Source organism: Burkholderia aenigmatica (genome assembly GCF_902499175.1).
GTDB lineage: Bacteria > Pseudomonadota > Gammaproteobacteria > Burkholderiales > Burkholderiaceae > Burkholderia > Burkholderia aenigmatica.
On record NZ_CABVQC010000010.1, the window covers coordinates 114,189 to 140,626 of the forward strand.

Below are 26,438 nucleotides of genomic sequence, written 5' to 3' on the forward strand. Positions count from 1 at the left end.
GCCGAATGTCACGCTTCCGCGAGCGCGGCGGCGCGCATTCTCGCGAAGCCGGCGGCGAGGTCGGCAATCATGTCGTCGGGATGCTCGAGCCCTGCATGAATCCGCAGCAGCGGGCCGGTCGCCGCCCATTGGGTGGCGGTGCGGTTACGAGCCGGATTGGACGGGATGATCAGGCTCTCGAAGCCGCCCCAGCTATACCCCATGCCAAAGCACGTCATGCCGTCGAGCAGGGCGCGCACGGCTTCGTCGGCCTGCGGATGCAGCACCACGCCGAACAGCCCGCACGCGCCCGTGAAATCGCGCTGCCACAGCGCATGGCCGGCGTCGCCGGGGCGCGCCGGATACAGGATCCGCGCGACTTCCGGCTGCCGCGACAGCCAGTCGGTCAACACCTGCGCGTTGCGCTGATGCCGCTCGAGCCGGACCGACAGCGTACGCAGGCCGCGCAGCGCGAGATACGCGTCGTCACCGCTGACGGTCATGCCGAGTTGCCGATAAAAGCGCGTGACCTTCGGCGCGAGCGCCTCGGTCGTCAGAATCGCCCCCATCAGCACGTCCGAGTGCCCGGCGATGTATTTGGTCGCGGCATGAATCGACACGTCGACGCCATGCGAAAACGAGCGGAAATTCAGCGGTGTGCCCCATGTGTTGTCGAGCAGCACAACCGCGTCGTGCCGGTGCGCGACGCTGCAGATGGCCGGAATGTCCTGCACTTCGAAGGTCAGCGAGCCCGGCGATTCGGCGAATACCGCGCGCGTGTTCGGCCGCATCAGCGATGCGATGTCCGCGCCGATCGTCGGATCGTAGTACGTCGTCGCGATGCCGAGGCGCGCCAGCGTTTCGTCGCAGAACGACCGGGTCGGGTCGTACACCGAGTCGGCCATCAGCAGATGGTCTCCCGGATTCAGCACCGCGAGCAATGCGGTCGTGATCGCACTCAGGCCGCTGGGTGTCAGCAACGCGGCGTGTGCGCCTTCGAGCCGCGCGAGCGCTTTCTCGAGCGCGCGCGTGGTCGGGCTGCCATGACGCCCGTACGCGAGCGGCGTGCCGCGTACGGCGTCGAGTGCGTCGGTGCCGTGAAAGAGCAGCGTCGACTGGCGATAGACCGGCGGGTTGACCGGCGAGCCGGGCTGGCCGTGCGAGCGGCCTTCATGGGCGAGAACGGTGTCGGGCGAATGCAGGTGGTTCAAGATGTCTCCTTTGGGTGTCGATCAATCGAAGCGGGGCAGCCGTTGCGCGGTCAATGCAGGATCTTGTCGAGGAAGTCGCGCGCGCGTTCGGAATGCGGCGCCGCGAAGAACCGGTCGCTGGCCGCGTCCTCGACCACCGCGCCCTGGTCCATGAAGATCACGCGATGCGCGACCTTCCGCGCAAAGCCCATTTCATGCGTCACGCATACCATCGTCATGCCGTCACGCGCGAGCTCGACCATCACGTCGAGCACTTCGGTGATCATCTCGGGATCGAGCGCGGAGGTCGGCTCATCGAACAGCATCGCGACCGGGTTCATCGACAGCGCGCGCGCAATCGCGACGCGCTGCTGCTGCCCGCCGGACAACTGCCCCGGATATTTGTGCGCGTGCGCCTTCAGGCCGACGCGGTCGAGCAGCTTCATGCCGTTTTCGACGGCCTCGTCCTTGCGGCGGCCGAGTACCTTGATCTGCGCAAGCGTCAGGTTGTCGGTGATCGACAGGTGCGGGAACAGCTCGAAATGCTGGAACACCATGCCGACGCGGGCGCGCAATTGCGCAAGCTTCACGGCGGGATCGCCGAGCCGCGTGCCGTCGACGGTGATGCTGCCTTTCTGGAACGGTTCGAGACCGTTGATCGTCTTGATCAGCGTTGATTTTCCGGACCCGGACGGCCCGCACACGACGACCACTTCGCCCTTCGAGACGGCCGCGCTGCATGCCGAGAGCACCTGGTGCTTGCCATACCATTTCGATACGTTGTCGAGCGTAATCATGTTCTGTCCGTCGATGGAGTTCATGTGAAGGTCGGGCGCGTTCAATGCGTGGACGGCAGTGCGAGGCGCGTCTCGACGCGACCCTGAAGCCGCGTGAGCAGCGTGCTGAGGACCCAGTAGATCGCGGCGGCGGCGAGATAGAGCGGCAGCGGCTGGAACGTCGCGGCGATCACCTCCTGCGTCGAGCGCAGCAATTCGGTGACGGTGATCACCGAGACCAGCGACGTGTCCTTGATCAGGCTGATCAGCGTGTTGCCGAGACTCGGCACCGCGAGGCGCAGCGCTTGCGGGCAGACGATGTAGCGCAGCGTCTGCACGTGCGTGAGACCGAGACTGTGGGCGGCTGCCCATTGCCCGCGGCCGATGCCGAGAATTGCGCCGCGCATGCTCTCGGACAGATAGGCGCCTGCGTTGAGGGTCAGCGTGAAGATGCCGGCCGTCGTGGGGTCGAGCGTGATGCCGAGATCGGGCAGCCCGTAGTAGACGACGAACATCTGCACGAGCAGCGGCGTGCCGCGCATCAGGCTGACGTAGCCTTGCGCGAGGCTGGCGGCAAGCCGGTTGCTGCCGATGCGCATGATCGCGATCACGAGCCCGACGACGAGACCCAGCGCCATCGACGCGACGGCAAACTTCAGCGTGAGCATGGCGCCCTTGACCATCACGGGCAGCGTATGTACGACCAGTTGGAGTGCTTCCATTGCGTGTCTCCTGATTGTGTGCCGGACGCCCCGCGCGTTCATGCGTTCGTGCGCGGGGCGGGCTGCGTTATTGCGTCACCGGCTTGGTCGTGTCCGCGCCGAACCACTGCATCGAGATCTTCTTCAGCGTGCCGTCCTGCTGCAGCGACGCCACGGCGTCGTCGATCGCCTTCGCGAATTTCGGATTGCCCTTGCGGAACGGAATGCCCATCCGGTCTTCGCCGCCCGCGAGCACGGAGCCCGGGCGCAGCGGCAGGTGCGAGTTCTTGATCAGGTAGCTGAGCATCAGGCGATCGTTGACCGCCGCGTCGATCCGCCCGGCCGCCAGGTCACGCAGGTTTTCCGGCGTACCGGGGTAGACCTGCAGGTCGATCGCGGGCACGGTCTTGACCAGATCGACATAGTTGCTGCCCATCGTCACGCCGACCTTCTTGCCCTTCAGTTCGTCGAGCGACTTGAATGCGCGCGCATCGTTTTGCCGTTGCAGCAGCTGCGCGGACGAATACACGTACGGCGCGCTGAAATCGAGCGCCTGCTGGCGCGACGGGGTGATCGCGACCTGGTTGACGATCACGTCGAACTTGCCGGCCTGCAGGCCGGCGAGAATCCCGCTCCATTCGGTCGTCACGAACTGCGGCTTCACGCCGAGGCGAGCGGCAACCGCCTTCGCGACGTCGACGTCGAAGCCTTCGAGCTGGCCGTCGGCATTGCGATAGTCGAACGGCGGATAGGTGCCTTCCAGCGCGATCTTCAGCACACCGGCCTGCTTGACGGTGTCGAGCAGGTCAGCCGCATGCGATGTCGCGGTCGCGATGCAGAGGAGGGCGGCCGCGATGCCTTGCTTGAACGTCGGGGTGAAGTGCTTCATGGTTGTCTCCGGGGTTGTTGTCGAAAATTCAGGGTGTGCGACGCCGCGGCGACGGGCGGCGTCGCCGTGAGCGGGAAGTCGATGAAGCGTGAGGCGGCGGGCGTGGCTGTCCGCCGTGCGCGATGCCGTGCGTTACGGCATGCGCTCGTGGGCGATGAAGGACGGGTGCGCGTACGGATGGATGACGCAGGCGCGTGAGCAGCGGCGAAGGCCGGCGTGCGCGGCGAAGCGTTCAAGCGTGCGATTCATGATTGCCCGTGCAGCATTGCGAGTGTGGTGGACCGGATGCATCGTCGATGCGTATCCGGCGACAGGAATGCGGTGCGACTGAGGGCAATCTTAGTTTTGTCAAAAGGGAATGTGTTTCCAAAGATGCGTGCACTTTTCACGCGACGTGGAATGTTTTTCTCTGCGCGCGAAAGGTGGCGCATGCGATCTGCTGCGGTTGCGCACGATGAGAGGGATCAGGTGCTACGGTGCGGGCGGACGGTTGCTCCAGGCCGCGATCCGGCCGGACGTCGCAAAGCAAAACGGCCAGGCTGCCGTGAGTGGCAAGCCTGGCCGTTGGCCTTCGTGACGCGGGGTGCGCGTTACTCGAACGTTTCGAGCGCGAGCAGTTCGTCGATCGTCTGCCGGCGGCGGATCAGCCGCGGCGTGCCGCGATCGACGAGCACTTCCGGCGCGAGCGGCCGGCTGTTGTAGTTCGAGGACATCGACGCGCCGTACGCGCCCGCGTCGTGCAGGAACAGCAGGTCGCCGATCTGCGGCTGCGCCAGCTTGCGGTGCGTGACCACACCGCCCGCGTCCTGCGTGAACACGTCGCCCGATTCGCACAGCGGACCCGCGATCGCGAGATCGACGAGCGGCCGGCCGGCCGGCAGCGCGCCATCGTGCGTGTGCACCGACACCGCGTGGTAGCTGCCGTACATCGACGGGCGCATCAGGTCGTTGAAGCCCGCGTCGATCAGCACGAAGTCGTGCTTCGGCCGGCGGTTGACGGCCTGCACTTCGGTGACGAGCGTGCCGGCCTCGGCGACGAGGAAGCGGCCCGGTTCGATCTCGATGCGCACCGGGTGGCCGAGATGCCGTTCGATCCGCTTGCGCGCGGCGTCCCACTGGCTGAAGTAGTGGCCGACGTCGACACGCGGCTCGCCGTCGCGATACGGGATCGACAGGCCACCGCCGGCCGAGATCGCGTCGATGTCATGGCCGAGCGACGAGACGAGATCGACCATCGCATCGCACACCTGCGACAGGTGGCCGTAGTCGACGCCCGAGCCGATGTGCATGTGGATGCCGACGAGCTTCAGCCCGTACTGGCGCACGATCTCGATCGCGCGCGGTACGTCGTCGATCCAGATGCCGTGCTTGCTTTGCGGGCCGCCGGTATTGGTCTTGTTGCTGTGGCCGTGGCCGAAACCGGGGTTGACGCGCAGCCACACGCGGTGGCCGGGCGCGTGCTCGCCGATACGCGCGAGCATGTCGAGCGAACCGGCGTTCACGGTCACGCCGTGCTTCAGCACGGCCGCGAGCGTCGGGCGGTCGATCAGGTCGGCCGTGAACACGACGCCTTCCGGCTCGCCGGCGGGGCTGAACCCGGCCGCGAGGCTGCGCTCGATCTCGCCGAGCGATACGGCGTCGACGCACGCGCCTTCTTCGCGCATCAGCTTCAGGATATGGACGTTCGAGTTCGCCTTCTGCGCATAGCGGATCACGTCGAACTGACGCAGTTGGGCGATGCGGTCGCGGATGACGTCGGCGTCGTACACCCACAGCGGGGTGCCGTATTGCTGCGCGAGCGTCGCGAGCTGGCGGGAATCGAGAGACATGGCGGATCAATCGGGTCGAATGAATGGATAGCGTGAATGATGCGCCCGATCAGCTATACAGTAAAATGCCTGTTTATCGAGATTCGATTCATATCTGATATAGAAGATCATGCTCACGCACCGCCATATCGAGGTCTTCCGCGCGCTGATGGTCACCGGCAGCACGACGCGCGCCGCGGAGATGCTCTATACGTCGCAACCGACGATCAGCCGCGAGCTTGCGCGCATGGAGCAGGTCGTCGGCTTCGCGCTGTTCGAGCGTGCGCACGGCCGGCTGCGGCCGACGATGGCCGCGCTCACGCTGTTCGACGACGTGCGGCTTGCGTATGTGGGGCTTGAACGCGTCGCGGCGACGGCCGCGCGGTTGCGTGAATTTCGTGACGGTCAGTTGTCGGTGATCGCGCTGCCGGCGTTCTCGCACGCGATCCTGCCTGGCGCGTGCCGGCGTTTTCACGAGGCCCACGCGGGCGTCAGCGTGTCGGTGGCGACGCAGGAATCGCCGGTGCTCGAAGAATGGCTGACCGCGCAGCGTTACGACCTCGGGCTGACCGAGCATGACGTCGCGCCGGCCGGCACCGTGCTCACGCCGCTGCTTGAAGTCGACGAAGTGTGTGTGTTGCCCGACGGCCATCCGCTGCTCGCGCAGGATGCGATCGATCTGCTGGATCTCGCCGATCGCCCGTTCGTGAGCCTGTCGCTGAACGATCCGTACCGCATCCTGATCGACGAGGCGTTCGCGCAGCTCGGCGTCGCGCCGCGCTCGGTGGTCGAAACGCCGTCGGCGGTGTCGGTGTGCGCGTTCGTGCGGCAGGGGCTCGGTGCCGCGATCGTCAATCCGTTGACCGCGCTCGATTTCGTCGGGCGCGACCTGCACGTGCGGCCGCTCACGCGATCGTTTCCGTACCGGGTCAGCGTGATCGTGCCCGAGCACCGCCCCAAGAGCCTGCTCGTCGATGCGTTTGCCGATGCGCTGCGCGGCGAAGCGAAGGCGATCCGCCGCCGATTGGCAACGCTGCTCGGCTGACGCGGCCGTATGATGGGCGTTTCGCCGCCATCGTCGCCTCTTTCCGGAACCCTTCATGACCGACGCTTCCGCTTCCGTCGAACCACCGATCCTCACCGGCGAACGCGTCGAACTGAGGCCGCTCGATCCATCCGACCGGCAGGCGCTGCTGGACGCGGCTGCCGATGGACAGTTGTGGAACCTGAAGGTCACGGTCGTGCCGGGCCCGGAGACGATCGACGCGTATATCGCGACCGCATTGCAGGGCCGCGCCACCGGCACCGTGATGCCGTTTGCGATCGTCGATCGCGCATCGGGCCGCGTGATCGGCAGCACGCGCTTCTGGAAGATCGATCGCAAGAACCGCAAGCTCGAGATCGGCCATACGTGGCTGAGCGAATCGGCGCAGCGCACGCGTGCGAATACCGAAGCGAAATGGTTGCTGCTGGGCTATGCGTTCGACGTGCTGCAATGTGTGCGCGTGCAGTTCACGACCGACGAGCTGAACGAGAAATCGCGCGCGGCGATCCTGCGGCTCGGTGCGAAGCAGGAAGGCATCGTGCGGCATGAACGGATCATGCCGGATGGCCGCAAGCGCAATTCGGTGCGCTTCAGCATCATCGACGACGAATGGCCGGAAGTGCGTGCGCGGCTGTTGGCGAAGCTCGCGACGTAACGCGTGAAGCGTGACGTCGGACGTGCGTCGCGCCGCCGGAAGGGGAGCGGCGACGCGACGGCAGGGGAAGCAGCGCGCCGCACATGATGCGCGGCGCTGCGGCGCGTTACTGCGCCGAGGCGAGGTGGTGGCGTTCCGCGAGCTTCTGCGCGTCGGCGTAGTGCTTCTGCAGGATCGGCAGCGACTGGCGGGCGACTTCCTTCAGCTTCGTGTCGCGGCCCGACGCGATTTCGGCCTGGAATGCCGAGATGGCCTTCTGCTGGCCGGCAAGCGCGACCTGCTCGATGTACGCCTTGTCGAACTCGGCGCCGCGCAGGCTCTTGATGCTGTTCAGCACCGACGTGTCGGGGTCGTTGGCCGGCACGTCGACGCCGCGCGGGCTGGCTGCGCGCATCGCCTGGATGATCTTTTCATCGTCGGTCGATACGCGTTGCGCGAACGCCTTGACCTGGCTGTCCGACGTGCGCGAATCGGCGATACGCGCCGCGTCGTGCTGCGTCGACACGGTCTTCGTGCCGTCCGTGATGAAGGCCTGGTCGGCTTCGTGGATGCGCGTCGCGGCGGCGGCCGGTGCGTTCGGTGCCGGTTGTGCGGTTTGTGCAGTCGCCGTCACGGCGACGAGAAGCAGGCCAGCGGCAGACAAAGCAAGGCGCGAGACTTGGGGAAAGCGGTTCATGGGACCTCCTTTCGATCGGGGCTCTGGTTGAAAAACGGATCACGTGATCCGTCGCTGTGCGAGAGACCGGGCGCGCCCGGGCCGGATTCGACCGCCGCTCTGCCGCGGCGCCGGTCGACGTGTTTCCCGACCCGACCGATTCTAGGAGAGCGATCCGGTAGCAGGTGCAACCGCGCTGTGGTTTGTGTAACGGTTGGTAAGACGAATCGATGAGCACGCGCGCCGACAGGTATTGCGTACCTGTCGGGTGTGCGATGGTGGCAATTTTTGCGTGCAGGCGACGTGCGAAAGGCACGTGCGTGTCATCGGCTTTTCATCATCGTGCTGCCGTGTCATGCGAGGTCGCTTGCATCGAGCGATGGGTCGAAGCGGATGCGCGCCGCGCTCGAATGCGTCACACGCGATCGAGCAATGCGTCGAGACGCGGCAGCAACGGTGTCGCGCAATGCGCCTGCAACGCGTCCGGCGCGGTGTAGCCCCACGCGACGCCCTGGAATGCAATGCGTGCGCGTCGTGCCGCGTCGGCGTCGCGGATTTCATCGCCGACATACAGCACTTCATCGTTGCGCACGCCGGCCTCGTGAACGAGTGCGCGCAGGCGACGTGCCTTGCCGAACAGCGGAATGCCGCACGCGAAATGCTCGACACGGCTGCTGGCGTGCGGGCCGAGCCGGTCGCGTACGATCGCCTCGGTATTCGACGTGGCGATCGCGATGCGGATGCCGCGCGCGGCGAGCGCGTCGAACGTTTCGTCGACGCCAGGGAACAGCGTCACTTGTGCGACGCGCGGCTGCATCAGGCGACGCATGTCGATCGTCACGCGCGGTACTTTCCACATCGGCACCTCGAGTGCACGGATGATGTCGCGGGCCGACATGCCGCGCAGCGCCGGGCGCAGCTCGGGCGTGGCGTCGCGAAAGCCGTGCAGGCGCGACGCTTCCGACAGCGCCGCAAGAAAGCTGTCGAGCGAATCGGCGAGCGTGCCGTCGAAGTCGAATGCGATGATACGGTAGGGCATGAAGCGGCGTGGCAGGTTTATCGGGCAGGCGACATTGTCACCGAATCGAGTCCCGTCGTCCGCACGGTTGGTTGCGCCCGCCTCGACCTCGACCTCGAAATCGACCCGCGCACGCGCGGATCGTCTCGGCCCGGCTGCTGCCGTTGAAGCGTTGCAAGGCAGATCGGACGTTGCGGGCGCCGTGAGCCGGGCAAGTGGATGCCTGTTCGCTGGGTGGGAGCCGATAGGTGTCGCCGCTTGTCGCCCCTCGCGCCGCGCGGTATCGTCAACGTTTCGCCTGCCACCACACCAACCGGAGACCGACGTGCCCGCTGCCACCCCTGCCACGCTGAGATTTTCCACCGACAAGCGCGAACTCGACATCGACGCGATCTTCGACTTCCTGCATCGCGACGCATACTGGTCGCAGGGCATTCCGCGCGACGTGGTCGAGCGTGCGATCGAAGGCTCGCTGTGCTTCGGCGCCTACGTGGGCGACCGGCTCGTCGGCTTTGCGCGGCTCGTCACCGATCACGCGACGTTCGCGTACCTGTGCGACGTGTTCGTGCTGCCGGCCGAGCGCGGCAACGGCTACGGCCGCGCGCTGATCGATCACGTGTTCGCGCAGGAGATGGTGCAGGGCCTGCGCCGCATCATGCTCGTGACGTCCGATGCGCACGAGCTGTACCGGCCGGTCGGCTTCGGGCCGTCGGCGAATCCCGAGCGGGTGATGGAGATCCGTCGCGCGGACATCTACGCGAAACGCTGACGCGCGGCGCAGCGCATACAATACGCGCTTTCCGTTTTTGCCGAAGAGAAGCCCATCATGACCGAACAGGAAGCCGAACAGCTCGCGACGCATCGCCATTACAAGGGCGGGCTGTATCGCTACATCGGCGTTGCCCGCCATTCCGAAACCGAGGAATCGGTGGTCGTGTACGAACATCTGTGGCCGCATGCGCGCGGGCTGTGGGTGCGGCCGGAAGCGATGTTCAACGGGAACCTCGAAGACGGCACGCCGCGTTTCCGCAAGCTGCGCGACTGATTGACGGCCGGCGGCGCGCGGCGCCGCCATGCCAGCCGGCTGCGTGACCGTCTACGCGCCGGCCAGCGCCTTCACCAGCTCCGGCGGGGCCTGCCCGACCGTGACTTCCGGCGTGCCGTGCCACGCCGCGAGCTTCTTCACCGCTTTCGCGACATCCGCTGCGAGCCCCGTGCCGAACCGCACGCCCGGCTCGACATGCACGACCTTCAGTTCGAACGTCCCGAGCGTGCGATGCGCCTTCGCGTCGATGCGCCCGACCAGCCGGCCGCGATGCAGCACCGGCAGGCAGAAGTAGCCGTAACGCCGCTTGTGCCCGGGCGTATAGCATTCGATCGTGTAATCGAAACCGAATAGCGTCGACGCACGCCGCCGGTCCCAGACGACCGGGTCGAACGGCGACAGCAGCGTCGTGACTGTCGAGCGCAGCGTGTCGGCCTGCGCGGCCGGCAGCAACGCTTCGAGCGAGCGATGCACGTAGGCCGGCTCCTTCCAGTCGTCGATCGCCACCGGGATCAGGTCGCCCGCGTCCGCGAGCTGCTCGAGCTCCGCGCGGTACGAACGGCGCGGCAGTCGGTAGTAGTCGGCCACCCAGTCCGCGCGCACGACGCCGAGCGCGCGGCACGTGTAGTCGAGCAGCGCGGGCAGCACGGCGTGGCGGGGCGGCAGGTCGCGCGCATCGTCCCAGTCGGGCAGCACGCGCTCGCGCACGTCGTACACGCGCTGGAAATTGCGGCGTTCCGACACCATCAGGTCGCCCGTCGTGAACAGCACTTCCAGGTGCTGCTTCTCGGGCTTGCGATCCCACCAGCCGTTGCCTTTCACGCCATCCTCGCGGGCGAAATCGGCCGAGCGTACGGGGCCCCCGTCGCGAATCCGCGCGAGCAGCCGTTCGATGTCCGGACGATTTTGCTCATGCCACTCGGCTGCGTACTTCCAGCCCATCCCTGACGGATCGAGCATCTTGTAGCGCATCAGGCCGAACTGCTCGACCGGCAGGAAGCACGCTTCGTGCGACCAGTATTCGAACAGGCGTGCCTCGGCGAGATGTTCGTCGAGCCACTGCGGCGAGAAATCGCCGAGCCGGCTGAACAGCACGAGATACGGGCTGCGCGCGACGACGTGGATGGTGTCGATCTGCAACTGCGCCATCCGGCGGATCGTGTCGAGCACGTCGGACTTGGTCGCCTTGCGGCGGGGCGGGGTCAGCAGGCCCTGCGCGGCGAGATGCAGCGCGCGGGCGGCGGCGGGCGAGAGCGTAAGCATCGGAAGGGCGGCCGGGAGTGATGGTCGGGAACCACTTTAGCGCGAAAGCGGCGCGCGCGTGCGACGTGCCGATGCGTCGTGTCTGACAATGGTTGACAGATGCGTTTCGCAAGTTTCCCTATAGTGCAGTTCATGGCGCGACGATAAAGACGCGCAACGATTTTGCTTCCGACGCACATATGTCCATGGCACGCAGGAAGCGAATCCGGGATTCTCAACCCCCATCGGGAGACCCGGAGCCCTGAGCGGACATCCATGCGGCTGTGCACCGGCCCCGTGTGGATGTCCGCTGATTTTTTTTTCCCCGGTTTGCTTCGCGGGCGGTTTTTCGTTCTGCCCCTTTCGTTATTTCCCGCTCGCCTGCCTGATCGCTATTGCCGCTTGCCGCGCGCGACTTCGTCGCCGGCGCCGGGCGGCAACCGCCGCGTGATCGGAATCGATGCGAACGAGCACAGCCCGACCACGAGAAACGCGGGCCAGAAATCCGACCACACCATCTTTTGATGACCTTGCAGCCAGTGCGAGATGTGCAGCACGAGGCCGGCCACCGTCACGCCCAGGCCGAGCGACATTTGCTGCACGACGCTGCCGAGGCTCGTCGCGCGGCCCGCATCGCGCGGCGAGATGTCTGCGTAGATCATCGAGTTCAGGCTCGTGAACTGCAGCGCGGGGAAGATGCCGCCGACGAGCACGATCAGCCAGATCGCCCAGGTCGCCATGCCGGGATGGAACACGCCGTACGCGGCGATCGCGAGCCCCGCGAAGGCCGCGTTGTAGATCAGCACCGTGCGGAAGCCGAAGCGGCGCAGCGTATGGGTGGCCGTCGAGCGGCTCATCGCGCCGCCGAACGCGGACGCGCACGTGATGAGCCCCGAATGGAACGCGCTCATGCCGAGCCCTTCCTGCAGCGCGAGCGGCAGCAGGAACGGCACCGCGCCGAGGCCGATGCGGAACAGCGACCCGCCGACGACGCTCGCGTGATACGTGGGGATCTTCAGGAAGCTGAGGTCGAGCACCGGCCGCTCCTTGCGGCGCGCGTACGGCACGTAGAGCGCGAGCAGGACGGTGCCGGCCACGCACATGACGAGCGCGTTCGAGCGCGACGTGAGCGAACCGTCGATCAGCGTGAGGCCCATCAGCAGCAGCGCGGCGCCGCTGGCCGACAGCAGGAAGCCGAACCAGTCGAGCGGGCCGGGATCCGGTTCGCGCGTGTTCGCGATGTGCTTGCTCGCGAGGTAGATCCCGTAGATGCCGATCGGCACGTTGATGAAGAAGATCATCCGCCAGTGCAGGTAGGTCGTGATGAAGCCGCCGACGAGCGGCCCGACCGTGGGCCCGAACAGCGCGGGAATCGCGAGGTAGTTCATCGCGCGCACGAGATCCGAGCGCGGCACCGCGCGGAAGATGATGATGCGGCCGACGGGCACCATCATCGCGCCGCCGACGCCCTGGATGAAGCGTGCGAACGTGAGCACGCCGAGGGAACTGGATGCCGCGCACATCAGCGAGCCGACGACGAAGATGCCGATCGCGGTGCGGAACACGGAGCGTGCGCTGAAGCGGTCGGCCAGCCAGCCGCAGATCGGGATGAACACGCCGAGCCCGACCACGTAGGCGGTGATCGCGATGTTCAACGTGACGGGGCTGTGCCCGAAGTCCCTCGCCATCGCGGGGAGGGCGGTGACGATGATGTTCGCGTCGACGCTTTCCATGAACAACGCACAGGCAACGATGAGCGGTGCTAGAAAGACGGGCGACATGGGCTGGGCGCGCGGTAAAGGCGTCATTATGCCCACAATGTGACCGTTGAGTCACGTACGACAACAGTTGTTCCGCATGTTGCAACAGTCGTCTTTTTTGCGGGCGTCATGGAAAGAACGACTGCGCAAATGCGGCGCTTGCATCGCGTCTGCGTGCCGCATGGGTCGGGACGGCGGACGGTGCGACCTTGCCGTCGTTGGACGCATTCACGTGCTCGACACCCGACAGGATCTCGACGATGTCGCCGTCGCGATCCAGGGGCGGCATCTCGCAAAGCGCCTCGATCACGTGTTCGCATGTGTGGCGATCCTGCGCGTCCCTGATCCACACGTCGGTCACGCGCGCCGAGGAGAACCCGGTGTCGTCGAAGCGCGGCGACGTGCTTGCGCCGTGAGTCTTGCGGATCGGCGTGATGCGTTCGCGCCGCAGTCGTAAGCGCTCCGGCACGGGGCGGCCGGGCCATTCGGGGCGCGTCTTCACGAGGACGCACTGGGTGGGCGGGGGCGCAGTGAGCTGGGGCACGCTGATTCCTTTTGACGGCGTGGAAGGGCGTTTCTAGAATATGAGCGTTTGCTCATATTGGAAACTCGCGTTCCAGCCATGTCCGAATCGTCTCCACGAATCCCGCTGTCACCACGCAAGGCGCCGCGACAGCGCCGCTCGGTGGCCACCGTCGACGCGATCGTCGAGGCCGCTGCTCGCATTCTGGAGCGGGACGGCTTCGACGGGTACACGACGAACGCGGTCGCGGCGCTGGCCGGCGTCAGCATCGGCTCGCTCTATCAATACTTCCCGAACCGCGATGCGCTGACGGCCGCGCTCGTCGAGCGCGAGAGTGCGCATTTGCTCGACGACGTCGACCGGGCTGGTGCGCTGTCGTCATGCGACGACGTACTGCGCGCACTGGTACGCGGGGCCGTCGCGCACCAGATGCGCCGTCCCGTGCTCGCGCGGCTGATCGATTTCGAGGAGGCGCGGCTGCCGCTCGGCGCGCGCACCGCACGCGTCGCGGACCGCATCCACGCGACGCTGCTGCATGCGCTCGCGCAGCGCGATGCGCCGCGTGTCGCTGCGCCCGACGTCGTCGCGCACGATCTGCTCGCGATCGTGAAGGGGATCGTCGATGCGGCGGGGGCGCGCGGCGAGACCGATGCGGATGCGCTCGATGCGCGGGCGTGGCGCGCCGTACGCGGTTATCTGCGCGAGTCGCGCGAATCGAAACTTGCTTGATGTGCGCGTTTCGTGCGACAGTCGGACCCACTCGCAGCACAAAACGACGCGCATCGATCGAGGGCCATCGAGACGAGCGCGCGCGCGAACGAGACCTCGTGCCGACCCACTCACCGTCGAAAGGAGGGGACACGTCATGACGTCACGTCGTGCCGCATCGATTGCATCTCGCTTCGCTAGCCGCTTCCCAACGCGCTTCTCGCTCCGTCTTTCACCGCCTCTCGCACCGCCCGCATCGCGTCTTCGCCGGGCCGCCGCGCTGGCCGTCGCATATCTCGCGGTGGCCGGCTGCGCCGCGCAGGCCGACAACGCGAACCAGGCCGCCGCGCAGGCGGCTGCCCGGTCGGCACCGCCAACTACGGTCGCGGTTGCCGGCCCCGCGTCGGGCACGCTGCTGACGCCGCCGAGCCAGCTCTACGGCGACCTGTTCGTCGCGGTGCAGACCGCGCAGATCTATCCCGACCAGAAGACCTTCGTCGATGCGACGCCCGACAGCGATCCCGCGACGATCGTGCAGTTGTATCAGCAACAGAAATCGCAGCCGGGCTTCTCGCTGAAGGCGTTCGTCGGCCAGCATTTCACGCCGCCCCCGGAAAGCGGCGTGACGCCGCCGCCGAATCAGACGCTGCGCCAGCACATCGACTGGCTGTGGCCGCAGCTCACGCGCACGAGCGCGACGGTGCCGCCCTACAGTTCGCTGATCCCGTTGCCGAAGCCGTATGTCGTGCCGGGTGGCCGCTTCCGCGAGGGCTACTACTGGGATACCTATTTCACGATGCTCGGGCTGCAGGTGTCGGGCCGCGAGGATCTCGTCGACGACATGCTCGACAACTTCGCCCATCTGATCGACACGATCGGGCACATCCCGAACGGCAACCGCACGTACTACGCGAGCCGCTCGCAGCCGCCGTTCTTCGCGTACATGGTCACGCTCGCCGCGCAGGCCGTAGGCGACAAGGTCTATCAGAAATACCTGCCGGAACTGCGCAAGGAGCATGCGTACTGGATGCAGGGCGAAACCACGACGCCGCGCGGGCAGGCCGCGCGCCACGTGGTCGCGATGCCCGACGGCGCGGTGCTGAACCGCTACTGGGATGCGAGCGATACGCCGCGCGACGAGTCGTATCTCGAGGACGTGACGACCGCGAAGTCGGTGCCGGCGCGTCCGGCGAACGAGGTCTACCGCGACCTGCGCGCGGGCGCCGAAAGCGGCTGGGACTACAGCTCGCGCTGGTTCGGCGACGGCAAGACGCTTGCGACGATCCGCACGACGTCGATCGTCCCGGTCGACCTGAACAGCCTGATGTTCCACCTCGAGACGACGATCGTGAAGGGCTGCGCGGTCACGCGCGACGTGGCATGCGTGACCGATTTTTCAGGGCGCGCGGCGCGGCGTGCGGCCGCGATCAACCGTTATCTGTGGAACCGCCGCGGCTACTACGGCGACTACGACTGGCAACTGCGCAAGCCGCGCGACGCCGTGACGGCCGCTGCGCTGTATCCGTTGTTCGCGGGCGTCGCGTGGCCCGAGCGCGCGAAGGCGACCGCGCGCGAGGTGCGCAAGACGCTGCTGCAGCCGGGCGGCCTCGCGACGACCACCGAGAACACCGGGCAGCAGTGGGATGCGCCGAACGGCTGGGCGCCGTTGCAGTGGATCGCGATCGACGGGCTGCGGCGCTATGGCGAACCGGCACTCGCGAAGGACATCGGCACACGCTTCCTGTCCGACGTGAAGCACGTGTATGCGACCGAGGGCAAGCTCGTCGAGAAGTACGTGGTCGAAGGGGCCGGCACGGGTGGCGGCGGGGGCGGCGAGTATCCGCTGCAGGACGGTTTCGGCTGGACCAACGGTGTCACGCTGAAACTGCTGGGGCTGTACGGCGAGTGACGCGCGGCGCGGGCCGCGCGCTTGCGCCGCAAGAGAACGCACGGGCCGGACGGCCGCTTGCGCGACAGTCCGGCCCGTGCGTTGCATCCGGTTTGCGTCAGAACGTGATCGTCGTGCGCACGCCGACCACCGTTTCGTCGCCGATGCGCGCACCGGGCGCGTTCGGATTCGGGATGCCGCCGCCCGGACGGAAGAAGTGTTGCAGGTCGGCCTGCATCTGCCACCACGGCGTGACCTGGTACTGGTAGGTCGCTTCGACGACCGTCTCTGCGCGGCGCACCGGATAGCCGGGCGTCGTGTAGACACCGGTGTCGCCGTCGAGGCCGCGTGCATGCGAGCCGATCTTCGCGTAGCCGACCGCGATGCCCACGACGTCGTTGTCGCGTCCCTTGAACGGCGCCTTCAGCGTCACGCCTGCGTTGGCGGCGAAATCGACGATATTGCGATCGCCCGGCGAGCCCATCAAGCGCGCGAACACGCCGACCGAGCGCGGGCTGTCGGCCGACGGCCGCCACACCATTTGGTCCGCGACCGCATAGAACCCGTAGTTGCCGCGATGGGTGGCGGCAATGCCGTTGCTATCCGGATTCGCGAGCGACAGGCCGTCGGTGCCGTAGCGCGGGTCGCTCGCATGCTGCGACTGATACCAGAAGCCGAGCTTGTACGTGCCCGGCAGGCCGGCGGGTTGCGGCGCCTTCGGATCGGCGGGCGGCGCGTTCAGCGCGTACTGCACTTCGCCGATCACGAATGCGCCGCTGCGCAGGTTGAAGTTGGTGCCGTGCGCGTTCAGCACTTGCGCATCGCCGTCGGTGCGGCCGGCCGGGTTGCCGTCGAACACGCCGACCATCGCGGTCCACGCATCGGCCGGCTTCACGCGCAGCCGCACGCCGAGCGACGACAGCGGATACGCGGGGCCGCCGGCCGGCAGGTCGGTCGACGGCAGCACGGGCCAGCCGAACGTGGCGTTCATGAACGTCGCCGCGTTCTGGCTCACCATGAATTCCTGGTCGACGCTCTGCTGGCCGACCTTCACGTCGACCTTGCCGTCGAGCAGCGACTGCTGGTACCAGAGTTCCCACAGGCGCGTGGTCGAATTTGCCTCGATGCCGGTCGCGGTCTGCAGCGTCTGCAGATAGCGCTGCGTGAGGTTGGTGCCGTGAATCTGCAGTGCCGATACGTTGAACGTGCCGCCCGGCAGCCCGACCGCCTTGCCCGTGTCGACGTTGAAACCGAATTGCGTGAGCCCCTGGTACGCGCCGCCGCGATTCGTGCCGCCCGACGTGTTGTACAGGTACTCGCTGGTTTCCTGCAGGCTCAGCGTGACGCCGTGATCGCCGAGCACGTCGCGCAGGCCGCCCATGTTGCCGAGCAGGTTCGAGCGTTCCCAGAAGCCAGTGGGAGCGGGCGCGGCAGCATCGGCGGCCTGTTGTGCGGGAGCGGCGGCGTCGCTGGCGCCGGCCGCCGGTTCGGCCGCGGCGGGCGGCGTCGATTGCGCGAACGCGGGCGCCGCGGCGAGCGACAGCAGCAGCGTGGCGAGCGCATTGAGGCGGAGCTTGCGCGGGACGGGTTCGAGATAGTTCTTCATGTGGGTTCCGTTGACGGTTTGATTAGTTAAGCTGAAGAAGCGAAAACGTGATGCGGGAAGCGCGGCGTGGTGGTCGCGCGGCGGTACGGGGCACGTCGTCCCGCCGCGCAGCAGGGCTTACGGCAGCCAGCCGCCGATGCGCCACACCTGTGCAAAGCCGAGGCGCGGCGCGGCCGAGCACAGCATCGCGACGAGCGCGACGGCGGCCGCCATTGCGGCGACCAGCAGGCAGTCGAGCGGGCGGGGCGTCGCCGGCAGATGGGCGAGCGCCGTGCCGCGCCAGTTGCTGAACGCGTGGGCGAGCGGCGAGAGGCCGGAAACGAACGAGCGGTCGCATGCGATATGCACGATGCGCTTGAGTCTGACCGCGAACGATTGAAGAAACATGACGCTGCCTCCGTCCGGTCCGGCTCGGGCCGGACGACGTGATCGAGCGCGGGCGCACGATGCGACCTGCGATCGGAGGGTGGAACGTAATGGAGCGTGCGACGGACGAACCGGCGATGGCCGGCTCGGAAGGAAGCGCGCTAACCCGACGAATGCGAGCTAGCGGCGAAAGACATGCGTCTGGCTGCTATCTCGCGATGGCTTGGCCGGCCTGGACCGGCATCGAACTGCAACTAGAGCATGTGTCCACGGAGGGACTCCCTTGATGAATTGCGGCGGATTGTATGCGTGTCGTTTGCTGCAGCGCAAGTAAAAAACGCATAAAAGTGGCGCACGTTGCGCGGGCACCTCGGCAGCACGTTCCGGCGCGGGACGGGCAACGAATGGACAACGGACGGGCAGCAGATGAGCACGACGGGAGGCGCCGCCCCGTTGTTCATACGCATCGGTCACCGACTGCGCGATACGCCCTGAAAGGTTGCGCCGCTTGTTTTCAAGGGCAATTCTTTCAGTGATGTGACGCGAGAAATTTATTTCGGGAAATGGGGTTTCAAGGGGTTGACTTCACTTTCGGGCCGTCCATAGAATCCGCCATCTTCACTCTTGGGGCCGCCGCCTTGGACGCCTGCAGTAGTCGATCTTCGAACGAAATTTCCGCCTGAGCGACCGACGTCCGCGCCTCATCGAAGCCGCCGTTTGTCTCCCAGGCAAACGGTGCGCGCAGCAGTATTCCGCAGTAACCCCCTACGTGCACCCTGATTCGCGCCGGTTAGCGTGATGCGTTTTCGCATGCGCCGTCCGGTTTCACCGCCGCCTGGCAGGCGGCCGCGTTCGCGCACGCTTTTCCCGTGCTCGCGAATCCCGGCCCGCAGGCCTGACGGCGGTCAACCGTGTTCTCCCGAACACCGTACAGGAGCCGCCATGAACGACAGTGACAGTTGTCCCTTATGCCCGTTGCACACACCGACCCTTTTGAACCCGGGTCGCAGGGACAATCCGGCGCACTAGCCTGACACGTCGTTCAGGCCCCGGACTGGCCCCGCGCCCACCACGCGGCCGGCACGCCTGCCGTCGCCGCACGGAGCCAGATCATGAACTTCGGCCTTCTGCTGTCGAATCTCCCGCACGTCACGGAATCGCGCAACCACTACGACGCGATGCTGATGCTCGACGCCCGTCCGCGGGTGTTCTCCCGCCTGTTGAACCAGCTGAAATCGTTGATCCACTGAAGCAAGAAGCACCGCGCGTGCCTCGGCATGCGCACGTGCGGCCGCCATCGAGCGGCCGCCACGCGCGCATTCCAAGGTCACACGCTTATCAGATAACCCTTAGCCGTACGGAATAAATCATGTCCACGCCATCCAACGTTTCTCCACCAATCGCCGCCGAACGCAGCGCCGTGCTCGACGAAGCCCACCTGGGCGACATCCGCGGCGCGCTCGGCACGATCTCGCGCCACGACACCGGTGCACGCAGCACGTGGTGGGCGCGCCTGCGCACGCTGCTCGCCATCATCGGCCCGGGCCTCATCGTGATGGTCGGCGACAACGACGCCGGCGCCTTCGGTACCTACACGCAGGCGGGGCAGAACTACGGCACGACGCTGCTGTGGACGCTGCTGCTGCTCGTGCCCGTGCTGTACGTGAACCAGGAAATGGTGCTGCGCCTAGGCGCGGTGACGGGCGTCGGCCATGCACGCCTGATCTTCGAGCGCTTCGGCAAGTTCTGGGGCGCGTTCAGCGTGATCGACCTGTTCCTGCTCAACGCGCTCACCATCGTCACCGAGTTCATCGGCATCACGTTCGTGCTGGATTTCTTCGGGCTGCCGAAGGTGGCCGGCGTGTGCGTGGCCGCGGCGCTGACCATGGCCGCGGTGAGTACCGGGGATTTCAGGCGCTTCGAGCGGTTCGCGATCGGACTGTGCGTGCTGAGCCTGCTGCTCGTGCCGGTGCTCGTGTCGATCCATCCGCCGGTGGCGCAGATCTCGCGCGACTTCTTCGTACCGAACTGGCCCGCGCATGCGAAGCTGTCCGACGTGATGCTGCTCGTGATCGGTATCGTCGGCACGACGGTCGCGCCATGGCAGTTGTTTTTCCAGCAGAGCTACGTGATCGACAAGCGCATCACGCCGCGCTTCATGAAGTATGAAAAGGCGGACCTGTGGATCGGCATCGCCTTCGTGCTGGTCGGTGCAGTCGCGATGATCGCGTTCTCGGCCCAGCTGTTCTCGGGCCATCCGGAGTTCGGCAACTTCACCGACGCCGGTGGCATCATCGCGGGCCTCGAGAAGTATTCGGGCCGCACGAGCGCGACGCTGTTCGCGGTCGCCTTGCTCGACGCGTGCATCATCGGCGCGGCGGCCGTATCGCTGTCGACCGCCTATGCGATCGGCGACGTGTTCAAGATCCGTCACTCGCTGCATCGTAACGTGTCGGACGCGAAGGGTTTCTATCTCGTCTACTTCGGCATCGTCGCGGCCGCCGCGGCGCTGGTGCTGATCCCGGGCAGCCCGCTGGGCCTGCTGACGGAAGCCGTGCAGACGCTCGCGGGCGTGCTGCTGCCGAGCGCGACCGTGTTCCTGCTGCTGCTGTGCAACGACAAGCAGGTGCTCGGCCCGTGGATCAACTCGACGAAGCTCAACGTGTTCACGGGCGCGGTGATCTGGGTGCTCGTGATGCTGTCGATCATCCTGACCGCATCGGTGATGTATCCGGACATCAGCGGTGAAGCGATCCTCGACGTGCTGGTGGGCGGCAGCGTGTTCGCGATCGTTGGCTATCTCGCGACGGTGCTGATTCGCCGCAACAAGCGCGTCGTCGAACCCGGCGTCGACCGTACGCAACGCGATACGTGGCGCATGCCGCCGCTCGACACGCTCGAGCCGCAGAAGATGACGCTGACGACGCGCGTGTGGATGGCCGTGCTGCGCGGCTATCTCGTGATCGCGGTCGGTCTCGTGATCGTCAAGGTGGTGCAGATGATGCTGCTGAAGTAACGCAGGTCGTCTTCCAGGAAGCGGCGCCGGACCCGGCACCGCGCCGCAACCCGCACATGCCGGCCCTCGAGGCCGGCATGTGCGTTTACGCATCCGCTTGCGACGCGACGCGACGCGCCGCGCACGCGGTACGGTGCGGCCGTCAGATCAGTTCGAGTTTCGACGTCAGGTACGTGAGCTGGATCCGGTTCGCGACGCCGAAGCGTTTGCGCAGCTTGCGCAGGTGATAGTCGACGTTGTGCGCGCTGGTGTCGAGGCGCCGGCCGATCTCCTTGTCGGAGGCGCCTTCGGCGATGCCGAGCAGCAGTTCCTGCTCGAACGGCGTGAGCCCGTTCACCGCGCGCTCGCGCGACGTCGAGATCAGTTGCGGCGACGCGAACTTGTGGACCGACAGCCCGATCGACAGCGCCTGTTCGATCGTCGCCGGCGTGATCCATTCGCGTGTGCGGCGCGGCGCGGTGAAGCTCATGAACGCGTGCAGCCGCGTGCCGGGCACCGCCATCGAATACATGACGCCGCTGCACATCCCGTCGTCCTGCATCGTCTGCAGGAAGCCGTCGAGCGCGGCCGGCGTCACGCGCGGACCCGCGTCGCGCTCGCGGTGTTCACGGCGCAGCTGCTGCAGGTCCCACACGATCGGCATGTTGCACACGCGCGCGCCGAGCGTGCGCGGATCGATGTCGTGATGGTTGTGCCGCACGTAGTCGCCGCGATAGGTGGCCGGCGTGAATGCTTCGTGCAGGTAGAGACTTTCGACCCGCTCGTGCGCGAATTCGAGCGCGAAGTACGCGAACGTCGAGAAGCCCGTCAGATGCAGCAGGCTCGCGACGATCCGGCTGCGCTCGGCCGTGCTCTGCGCATGTGCGAGCGTATCGGCGACGCCGAGCTTCGGCGCGTGCGGCTGCGTGAGCTCGCCGTGTTTCACGTCGTCGCACCAGACGACCTGCACCGGGCGCTCGCGCAGCGCGTCCGGGCACGCGTTCAACCCGTGCGACGGACCGGGAAAGGTTGGGGCGACCGCTTCTTCATGCAATGCAATATCGGACATGAGCCATCCCTCGGAATCGACGCGCATCGCCTGGCGGCGGCCGTATCGTGTACGGTGTTCGCGGCGGTGCGATCGAGCATCGGTGTGATATGCGCCGATCGTCATCCCTGACGAAACGCGGGGGCATTGTACAAAAATGCCGGTGTACGCGTAATATGCCGTAATACTAATGGCGGCGAAAGATTCCTATTCGCACGCCTATAACGAAGACCAGAAAATCCATAAAGAAAAGACCAGATCGTGACGGGGCGCAGGTTCACATATTGGGAAAGGGCGGGCTCCTCATGGCATATGCTGACGGCGCACCACGCGTCGAGTGGTTTTCGCAGGCCGATATCGCAACGGCTGCGGCTTATTCGAATGAATATCAGGCAATCGGGCATGACGTTTTTACCGGCATTCAAATTGAACCCGGTAAAACCGACGTTGCTCCGGTCGATTTTGCGCAATGCCATGCGCGATTGCGGCAAATCGGTTTCAGTACGCTCGGTTACGGCGCTTTCGAAATGATCGGGCGGCGCATCCTGTGCGCGCATTTGCTTCGCGACCTCGCGCCCGCGACGTTCATGCAGCCGTTTATCGAAGGCATGCTCTACGAGAGCGACCCACGGTTCGCGCAGGTGCGGCAGAGCGGCTTTCCGGTCGCGTGGCGGCTCGACGAGATCGAGGCGGCCGCGCAGGGCAGCGGCGACCGCAAGATGCTGGCGCTCGCCGGCCATCTGCGCGCGCATGCGATGAACAGCGGTGTGCTGTTCGGTCTGTCGGCGCCGCGCCTCGACCTGCGCGTCGCGGTGAACGTGACGTCGGAGACGCACGGCACCGAATGGATCGACGATCGCGTGATCGGCGGCGCGCTGTCGGTCAGCCTCGCGGTGCATCGCGTCGCGCTGCCGTTCCTCGAGGCACGCATCGCACGCATGCGCGGCTTCGCGCTCGGCGACGAACAACAGCAGGTGCTCGACCGCCTCGTGCACGGGCTGTCCGACCAGGAGATCGCGAGCGCGCTGCGCACGTCGCTGCACAAGGTCGGCCACCATATCCGCTCGCTCGAGAAACTCTTCAACGTGCAGAACCGCGCGCAGCTTGCGTATCTGGCGGCGCGCCGGCTGCCGTCCTGACGCAGTCCGTCCCCTGTTTTCTCCGCGTGATCCGATGACCGTCGGGTCGGCCCGCCTGTGGTCGGCCCGACGGGCCGATTCGGCCGGACGCACCGCCGCGATGCGCACACGATGCTTGACAGCGCTTTTTTCGAGTGATTTCAGCATTCACCAGTGAATTATTGCTGATTTATTTCTTCGTAATATGGCTCGACCGTCACGCCGGACGGCGGGCCGCGAGGTTGCGCCATGCGTGACGGAACTGGTCAACAGGGGCGGAAAAATCAATGTGCGGAATCGACGGCTTTCTGAATAGCGTCGCCATCGATGAGGAGACAGCGCGCGGCACGCTCGCGCGCATGACGGCAAGCCTCGCGCATCGCGGGCCGGACGGGCAGGGGATCTGGGTCGATCCGGAAGCCGGCATTGCGCTCGGCCACCGGCGGCTCGCGATCGTCGACCTGTCGGTACACGGCCGACAGCCGATGGCATCCGCGTGCGGCCGCTACGTCATGGTCTTCAACGGCGAAATCTACAACCATCGCGAACTGCGCGCCGAGCTCGAGCGCGCGGGTCGCGCACCGGCGTGGCGCGGCCACTCCGACAGCGAGGTGCTGATCGCGGCGATCGTCGCGTGGGGTGTCGAAGCGACGCTGCGGCGTGCGACCGGCATGTTCGCGATCGCGCTGTGGAATCGCGAATCGCGCGTGCTGACGCTCGCGCGCGACCGGATCGGCGAGAAGCCGCTCTACTACGGCCGGATCGGCGACGCGCTCGTGTTCGCGTCCGAGCTGAAGGCGCTGCGCGGCTACCCCGGCTTCGACGGCGCGATCGACCGCGATGCGCTGTGCCTGTATCTGCGCCAGTCGAGCGTGCCCGCGCCGCACACGATCTATCGCGGCATCCACAAGCTGCCGCCGGGCACGTATATCCAGTTCGAGCATGCGCGCGACATGCCGCGCCTGCGTGCGTACTGGACGCTCGATCAGGCGATCGAGGACGGTCGCGCGCAGCCGTTCGAGGGCAGTGCCGACGAAGCGGTCGGTCAGCTCGACGTGGTCTTGCGCCAGGCCGTCGCGCGGCAGATGGAGGCCGACGTGCCGCTCGGCGCGTTCCTGTCGGGCGGCGTCGATTCGTCGGCGATCGTCGCGCTGATGCAGGCGCAATCGGCGGCGCCGGTCGACACGTTCACGATTGGCTTCCACGAAGCCGGCTATGACGAAGCCGGTTACGCGAAGGCCGTCGCGCGCCATCTCGGCACGCGCCATACCGAGCTGTACGTCACGGCCGACCATGCGCTCGGCGTCGTGCCGAAGCTGCCGTCGATCTACGACGAGCCGTTTTCCGATGCGTCGCAGATCCCGACCTTTCTCGTGTCGGAGCTGACGCGCCGGCACGTGAAGGTGAGCCTGTCCGGCGACGGCGGCGACGAGTTGTTCGGCGGTTACACGCGCTACTTCCTGACGCCGCGCCTGTGGCGCAAGCTGCATCGCGTGCCGGGCGCCGTGCGCGCGCGGATCGCCGCCGCGCTGCATGCGTTGCGGCCCGATCACGCGGACCAGCTCGCGGCCGTCGCACAAGGGGCGTGGGGCGGCGTGGAGGCACGCGAATCGGCGACGCGCATCGGCGATCGCCTGCACAAGCTCGGCCACGTGATGACGGCCGAGAGCCGCATCGGGCTGTACCGGCTGCTGATGTCGTCGGTGCATCATCCCGAGCGCCTTGCGCTGTCGGGACAGGAGCCGGCGACACCGCTCGACACCGTATCCGCATGGCCCGCGCACCTGAGCTTCGCCGAGCAGGCGATGGCGATCGACACGCTCACGTACCTGCCGACCGACATCCTCGCGAAAGTCGATCGCGCGGCGATGGCCGTGAGCCTCGAAACGCGCATGCCGTTCCTCGACCATCACGTCGTCGAATTCGCGTGGCGCGTGCCGGCGGAGGTGCGTTTGCCGGAAGGGCAGTCGAAGGCGCTGCTGCGTCGGCTGCTCGACCGGTACGTGCCGTCCGCGCTGATCGACCGGCCGAAACAGGGCTTTTGCGCGCCCGTCGATCACTGGCTGCGCGGCTCGTTGCGTGACTGGGCCGAGGCGCTGTTGCGGCCGTCGCGGTTGCGCGAGGAGGGCTTCTTCGATGCGGCCGCGGTCGAGCGCCTGTGGCGGCAGCACCAGACCGGCCGGATGAACTGGCAGCACCAGCTGTGGACCGTGCTGATGTTCCAGGCGTGGCTGGAAGCGCAGCGCGCCGCATAAGCGGGCGCGCTGCGCGTCGTCACTGATCGAGGCAGCGCGTGCAGCGCTGCTTCGCGTCGTTCGCTTGCGGGCCGCGGCACCGCGTCGTCATGGGCCGCGCATGGCACGAAGGCGGATCGGCGGAGGCCGCCGGCGACGCTTGCCGACGTGCGCGATCGGGCGGCGTGGTCGCGACGGCATCCATCCGTCGCTGGCGTGCGGGCGGCGTGTCGCGCCCGGCGCTGCCTTCATCCGGATTGCCCGGCGTCGTCGACGCGACGTGAAGCGCGTGGTCGTTCGCCGCGTGCGCTACGGGCGGCGCGGCGCACGCGAGCGCAACCAGTGCGGACAGGCAGGCGACAACGGTTCGCGAATCGCACATCTTCATGGTCGTTCCGTTCGTTTCGGGGCCGGTGGCGCGGAGGGCGCGCGGCGGCTGCGTCGATTGTAGGGACGGCAATGATCGTGTGTCACGCCGAATTCCGTAGTCGCCGGCATTGGCGGCGGCCGGAGCGGAAGCGACGAAGCGTGACGATGCGCGGACGCGGGCGTCCAAAAGCGACCGCCGCCCGGAGGCGGCGGTCGGGTCGCGACTGGCTGGCGGGCCGGGCGGCATGCAGGCCGCGCCCGACGGGCGGGCCGCGAGGCGCTGCGGAGCGGCGCAGCGCGGTGGGGGGAGTGTGGCCGGCGCGCCGCGTGGGGCGAAGCGTCAGGCGTAGTCGGCGGCCATCGCGGCCAGCGCGGCCTGTGGTGCGATGCGCAGGAGCGGCGCCGCGTCGTGGCGCTCGACGTGCGTCATCGCCGCACCGAACAGCACCAGGCGATAGCCGACGGCGTAGATCGGGATGATCCGCAGGTTCTTGTCGTGATCGAGCTGCAGCTTAGAGCGGATACGCGAGATATGGGTGTCGAGCGTGCGCGACGACACGCCGAGTTCACGGCCCCACACGGCTTCCTGGATTGCCTGCCGCGGCACGATCTTGTTCATGTTGTCGAGCAGGAATTCGACGACGTCGAATTCACGCGGCGTGACGTCAACGACTTTGTTGTCGATTTCGATCGTGCGGCGCACGAAGTTGATTTTTATGTTGTCGATGTACAGGTATTTGCAATCCATGGTGGCCCTCGCATGTCCGTAAAGGAGTGTTTGCGGGTCCTGTGCTGCAACTTTCGGGCCAGGGAGCGGATC

24 protein-coding genes and 1 pseudogene are annotated in these 26,438 nt (G+C 66.7%); 10 read left to right on the top strand and 15 right to left on the bottom strand.

Annotated features, from left to right (window positions below):
• Positions 1–8: 8 nt before the first annotated feature.
• The 5 genes from metC to lysA all read right to left on the bottom strand — a co-directional run bounded on the left by metC (position 9) and on the right by lysA (position 5,364).
• On the bottom strand, positions 9–1,190 hold the full coding sequence (metC, locus tag BDO18943_RS10030) for a cystathionine beta-lyase (RefSeq protein ID WP_175022151.1): 1,182 nt from the start codon (positions 1,188–1,190) through the stop codon (positions 9–11).
• A gap of 50 nt (positions 1,191–1,240) precedes the next feature.
• Entirely contained in the window at positions 1,241–1,966 is a 726-nt protein-coding gene (locus BDO18943_RS10035; protein WP_175022184.1) for an amino acid ABC transporter ATP-binding protein, read from the bottom strand.
• A gap of 41 nt (positions 1,967–2,007) precedes the next feature.
• Positions 2,008–2,667 carry an amino acid ABC transporter permease gene (locus BDO18943_RS10040; RefSeq protein WP_175022152.1) on the bottom strand — a complete coding sequence of 220 codons (660 nt, stop codon included), beginning with the start codon at positions 2,665–2,667 and terminating at the stop codon, positions 2,008–2,010.
• A 67-nt stretch (positions 2,668–2,734) separates the two neighbouring features.
• A complete protein-coding gene (locus BDO18943_RS10045; protein WP_089452271.1) occupies positions 2,735–3,535 on the bottom strand; it encodes a transporter substrate-binding domain-containing protein in 801 nt (266 codons plus the stop codon).
• 590 nt (positions 3,536–4,125) lie between these two features.
• Positions 4,126–5,364, bottom strand: coding sequence for a diaminopimelate decarboxylase (gene lysA / locus BDO18943_RS10050; RefSeq protein ID WP_175022153.1), 1,239 nt, complete (start codon positions 5,362–5,364; stop codon positions 4,126–4,128).
• 109 nt (positions 5,365–5,473) lie between these two features.
• On the opposite strand from lysA, the gene BDO18943_RS10055 reads away from it, so the two are divergent.
• Both BDO18943_RS10055 and BDO18943_RS10060 read left to right on the top strand, forming a co-directional pair.
• On the top strand, positions 5,474–6,388 hold the full coding sequence (locus BDO18943_RS10055) for a LysR family transcriptional regulator (protein WP_043179985.1): 915 nt from the start codon (positions 5,474–5,476) through the stop codon (positions 6,386–6,388).
• Positions 6,389–6,443: 55 nt separating this feature from the next.
• Complete coding sequence (locus BDO18943_RS10060; protein ID WP_175022154.1) at positions 6,444–7,043, top strand: GNAT family N-acetyltransferase; 600 nt, start codon at positions 6,444–6,446, stop codon at positions 7,041–7,043.
• A gap of 106 nt (positions 7,044–7,149) precedes the next feature.
• Here BDO18943_RS10060 and BDO18943_RS10065 read toward each other — a convergent pair whose 3' ends face one another.
• Both BDO18943_RS10065 and BDO18943_RS10070 read right to left on the bottom strand, forming a co-directional pair.
• Complete coding sequence (locus tag BDO18943_RS10065) at positions 7,150–7,719, bottom strand: DUF4142 domain-containing protein (protein WP_175022155.1); 570 nt, start codon at positions 7,717–7,719, stop codon at positions 7,150–7,152.
• Positions 7,720–8,113: 394 nt separating this feature from the next.
• Entirely contained in the window at positions 8,114–8,737 is a 624-nt protein-coding gene (locus BDO18943_RS10070) for an HAD hydrolase-like protein (protein WP_175022156.1), read from the bottom strand.
• 304 nt (positions 8,738–9,041) lie between these two features.
• Between BDO18943_RS10070 and BDO18943_RS10075 the strand changes: the two genes are divergently transcribed.
• Positions 9,042–9,485: a GNAT family N-acetyltransferase gene (locus BDO18943_RS10075; protein WP_175022157.1), complete on the top strand. Its 444-nt coding sequence runs from the start codon at positions 9,042–9,044 to the stop codon at positions 9,483–9,485.
• Positions 9,486–9,542: 57 nt separating this feature from the next.
• A complete protein-coding gene (locus BDO18943_RS10080) occupies positions 9,543–9,761 on the top strand; it encodes a DUF1653 domain-containing protein (protein ID WP_006480837.1) in 219 nt (72 codons plus the stop codon).
• Between the two features lie 51 nt (positions 9,762–9,812).
• Here BDO18943_RS10080 and BDO18943_RS10085 read toward each other — a convergent pair whose 3' ends face one another.
• The 3 genes from BDO18943_RS10085 to BDO18943_RS10095 all read right to left on the bottom strand — a co-directional run bounded on the left by BDO18943_RS10085 (position 9,813) and on the right by BDO18943_RS10095 (position 13,307).
• On the bottom strand, positions 9,813–11,024 hold the full coding sequence (locus BDO18943_RS10085; RefSeq protein WP_175022158.1) for a winged helix-turn-helix domain-containing protein: 1,212 nt from the start codon (positions 11,022–11,024) through the stop codon (positions 9,813–9,815).
• A gap of 371 nt (positions 11,025–11,395) precedes the next feature.
• Entirely contained in the window at positions 11,396–12,784 is a 1,389-nt protein-coding gene (locus tag BDO18943_RS10090; protein WP_175022159.1) for an MFS transporter, read from the bottom strand.
• Positions 12,785–12,890: 106 nt separating this feature from the next.
• Positions 12,891–13,307, bottom strand: a complete 417-nt coding sequence (locus BDO18943_RS10095) for a darcynin family protein (RefSeq protein WP_175022160.1) — start codon at positions 13,305–13,307, stop codon at positions 12,891–12,893.
• A gap of 78 nt (positions 13,308–13,385) precedes the next feature.
• Between BDO18943_RS10095 and BDO18943_RS10100 the strand changes: the two genes are divergently transcribed.
• Positions 13,386–14,015 carry a TetR/AcrR family transcriptional regulator gene (locus BDO18943_RS10100; RefSeq protein ID WP_175022161.1) on the top strand — a complete coding sequence of 210 codons (630 nt, stop codon included), beginning with the start codon at positions 13,386–13,388 and terminating at the stop codon, positions 14,013–14,015.
• A gap of 136 nt (positions 14,016–14,151) precedes the next feature.
• The gene (treA, locus tag BDO18943_RS10105) at positions 14,152–15,903 is read left to right on the top strand and encodes an alpha,alpha-trehalase TreA (RefSeq protein WP_175022162.1); all 1,752 of its coding nucleotides are present in this window, start codon (positions 14,152–14,154) and stop codon (positions 15,901–15,903) included.
• Positions 15,904–16,000: 97 nt separating this feature from the next.
• On the opposite strand, the gene BDO18943_RS10110 is transcribed toward treA, so the two are convergent.
• Positions 16,001–17,488, bottom strand: coding sequence for a carbohydrate porin (locus BDO18943_RS10110; protein WP_175022163.1), 1,488 nt, complete (start codon positions 17,486–17,488; stop codon positions 16,001–16,003).
• A 117-nt stretch (positions 17,489–17,605) separates the two neighbouring features.
• Complete coding sequence (locus BDO18943_RS10115) at positions 17,606–17,875, bottom strand: hypothetical protein (protein ID WP_175022164.1); 270 nt, start codon at positions 17,873–17,875, stop codon at positions 17,606–17,608.
• Positions 17,876–18,966: 1,091 nt separating this feature from the next.
• Between BDO18943_RS10115 and BDO18943_RS10120 the strand changes: the two genes are divergently transcribed.
• Both BDO18943_RS10120 and BDO18943_RS10125 read left to right on the top strand, forming a co-directional pair.
• Positions 18,967–19,104, top strand: a complete 138-nt coding sequence (locus BDO18943_RS10120; RefSeq protein WP_175022165.1) for a hypothetical protein — start codon at positions 18,967–18,969, stop codon at positions 19,102–19,104.
• A gap of 119 nt (positions 19,105–19,223) precedes the next feature.
• Complete coding sequence (locus BDO18943_RS10125) at positions 19,224–20,870, top strand: NRAMP family divalent metal transporter (protein WP_175022166.1); 1,647 nt, start codon at positions 19,224–19,226, stop codon at positions 20,868–20,870.
• A 142-nt stretch (positions 20,871–21,012) separates the two neighbouring features.
• Here the strand turns inward: BDO18943_RS10125 and BDO18943_RS10130 are convergent, their stop codons facing one another.
• The gene (locus tag BDO18943_RS10130) at positions 21,013–21,918 is read right to left on the bottom strand and encodes a helix-turn-helix transcriptional regulator (RefSeq protein ID WP_175022167.1); all 906 of its coding nucleotides are present in this window, start codon (positions 21,916–21,918) and stop codon (positions 21,013–21,015) included.
• A 284-nt stretch (positions 21,919–22,202) separates the two neighbouring features.
• Between BDO18943_RS10130 and BDO18943_RS10135 the strand changes: the two genes are divergently transcribed.
• Together BDO18943_RS10135 and asnB are read left to right on the top strand one after the other, a co-directional pair.
• Positions 22,203–23,036: a helix-turn-helix transcriptional regulator gene (locus BDO18943_RS10135; RefSeq protein WP_175022168.1), complete on the top strand. Its 834-nt coding sequence runs from the start codon at positions 22,203–22,205 to the stop codon at positions 23,034–23,036.
• A 266-nt stretch (positions 23,037–23,302) separates the two neighbouring features.
• A complete protein-coding gene (gene asnB / locus BDO18943_RS10140; protein WP_043179959.1) occupies positions 23,303–25,270 on the top strand; it encodes an asparagine synthase (glutamine-hydrolyzing) in 1,968 nt (655 codons plus the stop codon).
• Between the two features lie 19 nt (positions 25,271–25,289).
• Here the strand turns inward: asnB and BDO18943_RS10145 are convergent.
• Both BDO18943_RS10145 and BDO18943_RS10150 read right to left on the bottom strand, forming a co-directional pair.
• A pseudogene (locus BDO18943_RS10145) lies at positions 25,290–25,484 on the bottom strand (lytic transglycosylase); the annotation flags it as partial.
• A 474-nt stretch (positions 25,485–25,958) separates the two neighbouring features.
• Positions 25,959–26,366 (bottom strand): winged helix-turn-helix domain-containing protein, encoded by a 408-nt coding sequence (locus BDO18943_RS10150; protein ID WP_175022169.1) that lies wholly within the window; start codon positions 26,364–26,366, stop codon positions 25,959–25,961.
• Positions 26,367–26,438 lie beyond the last annotated feature (72 nt).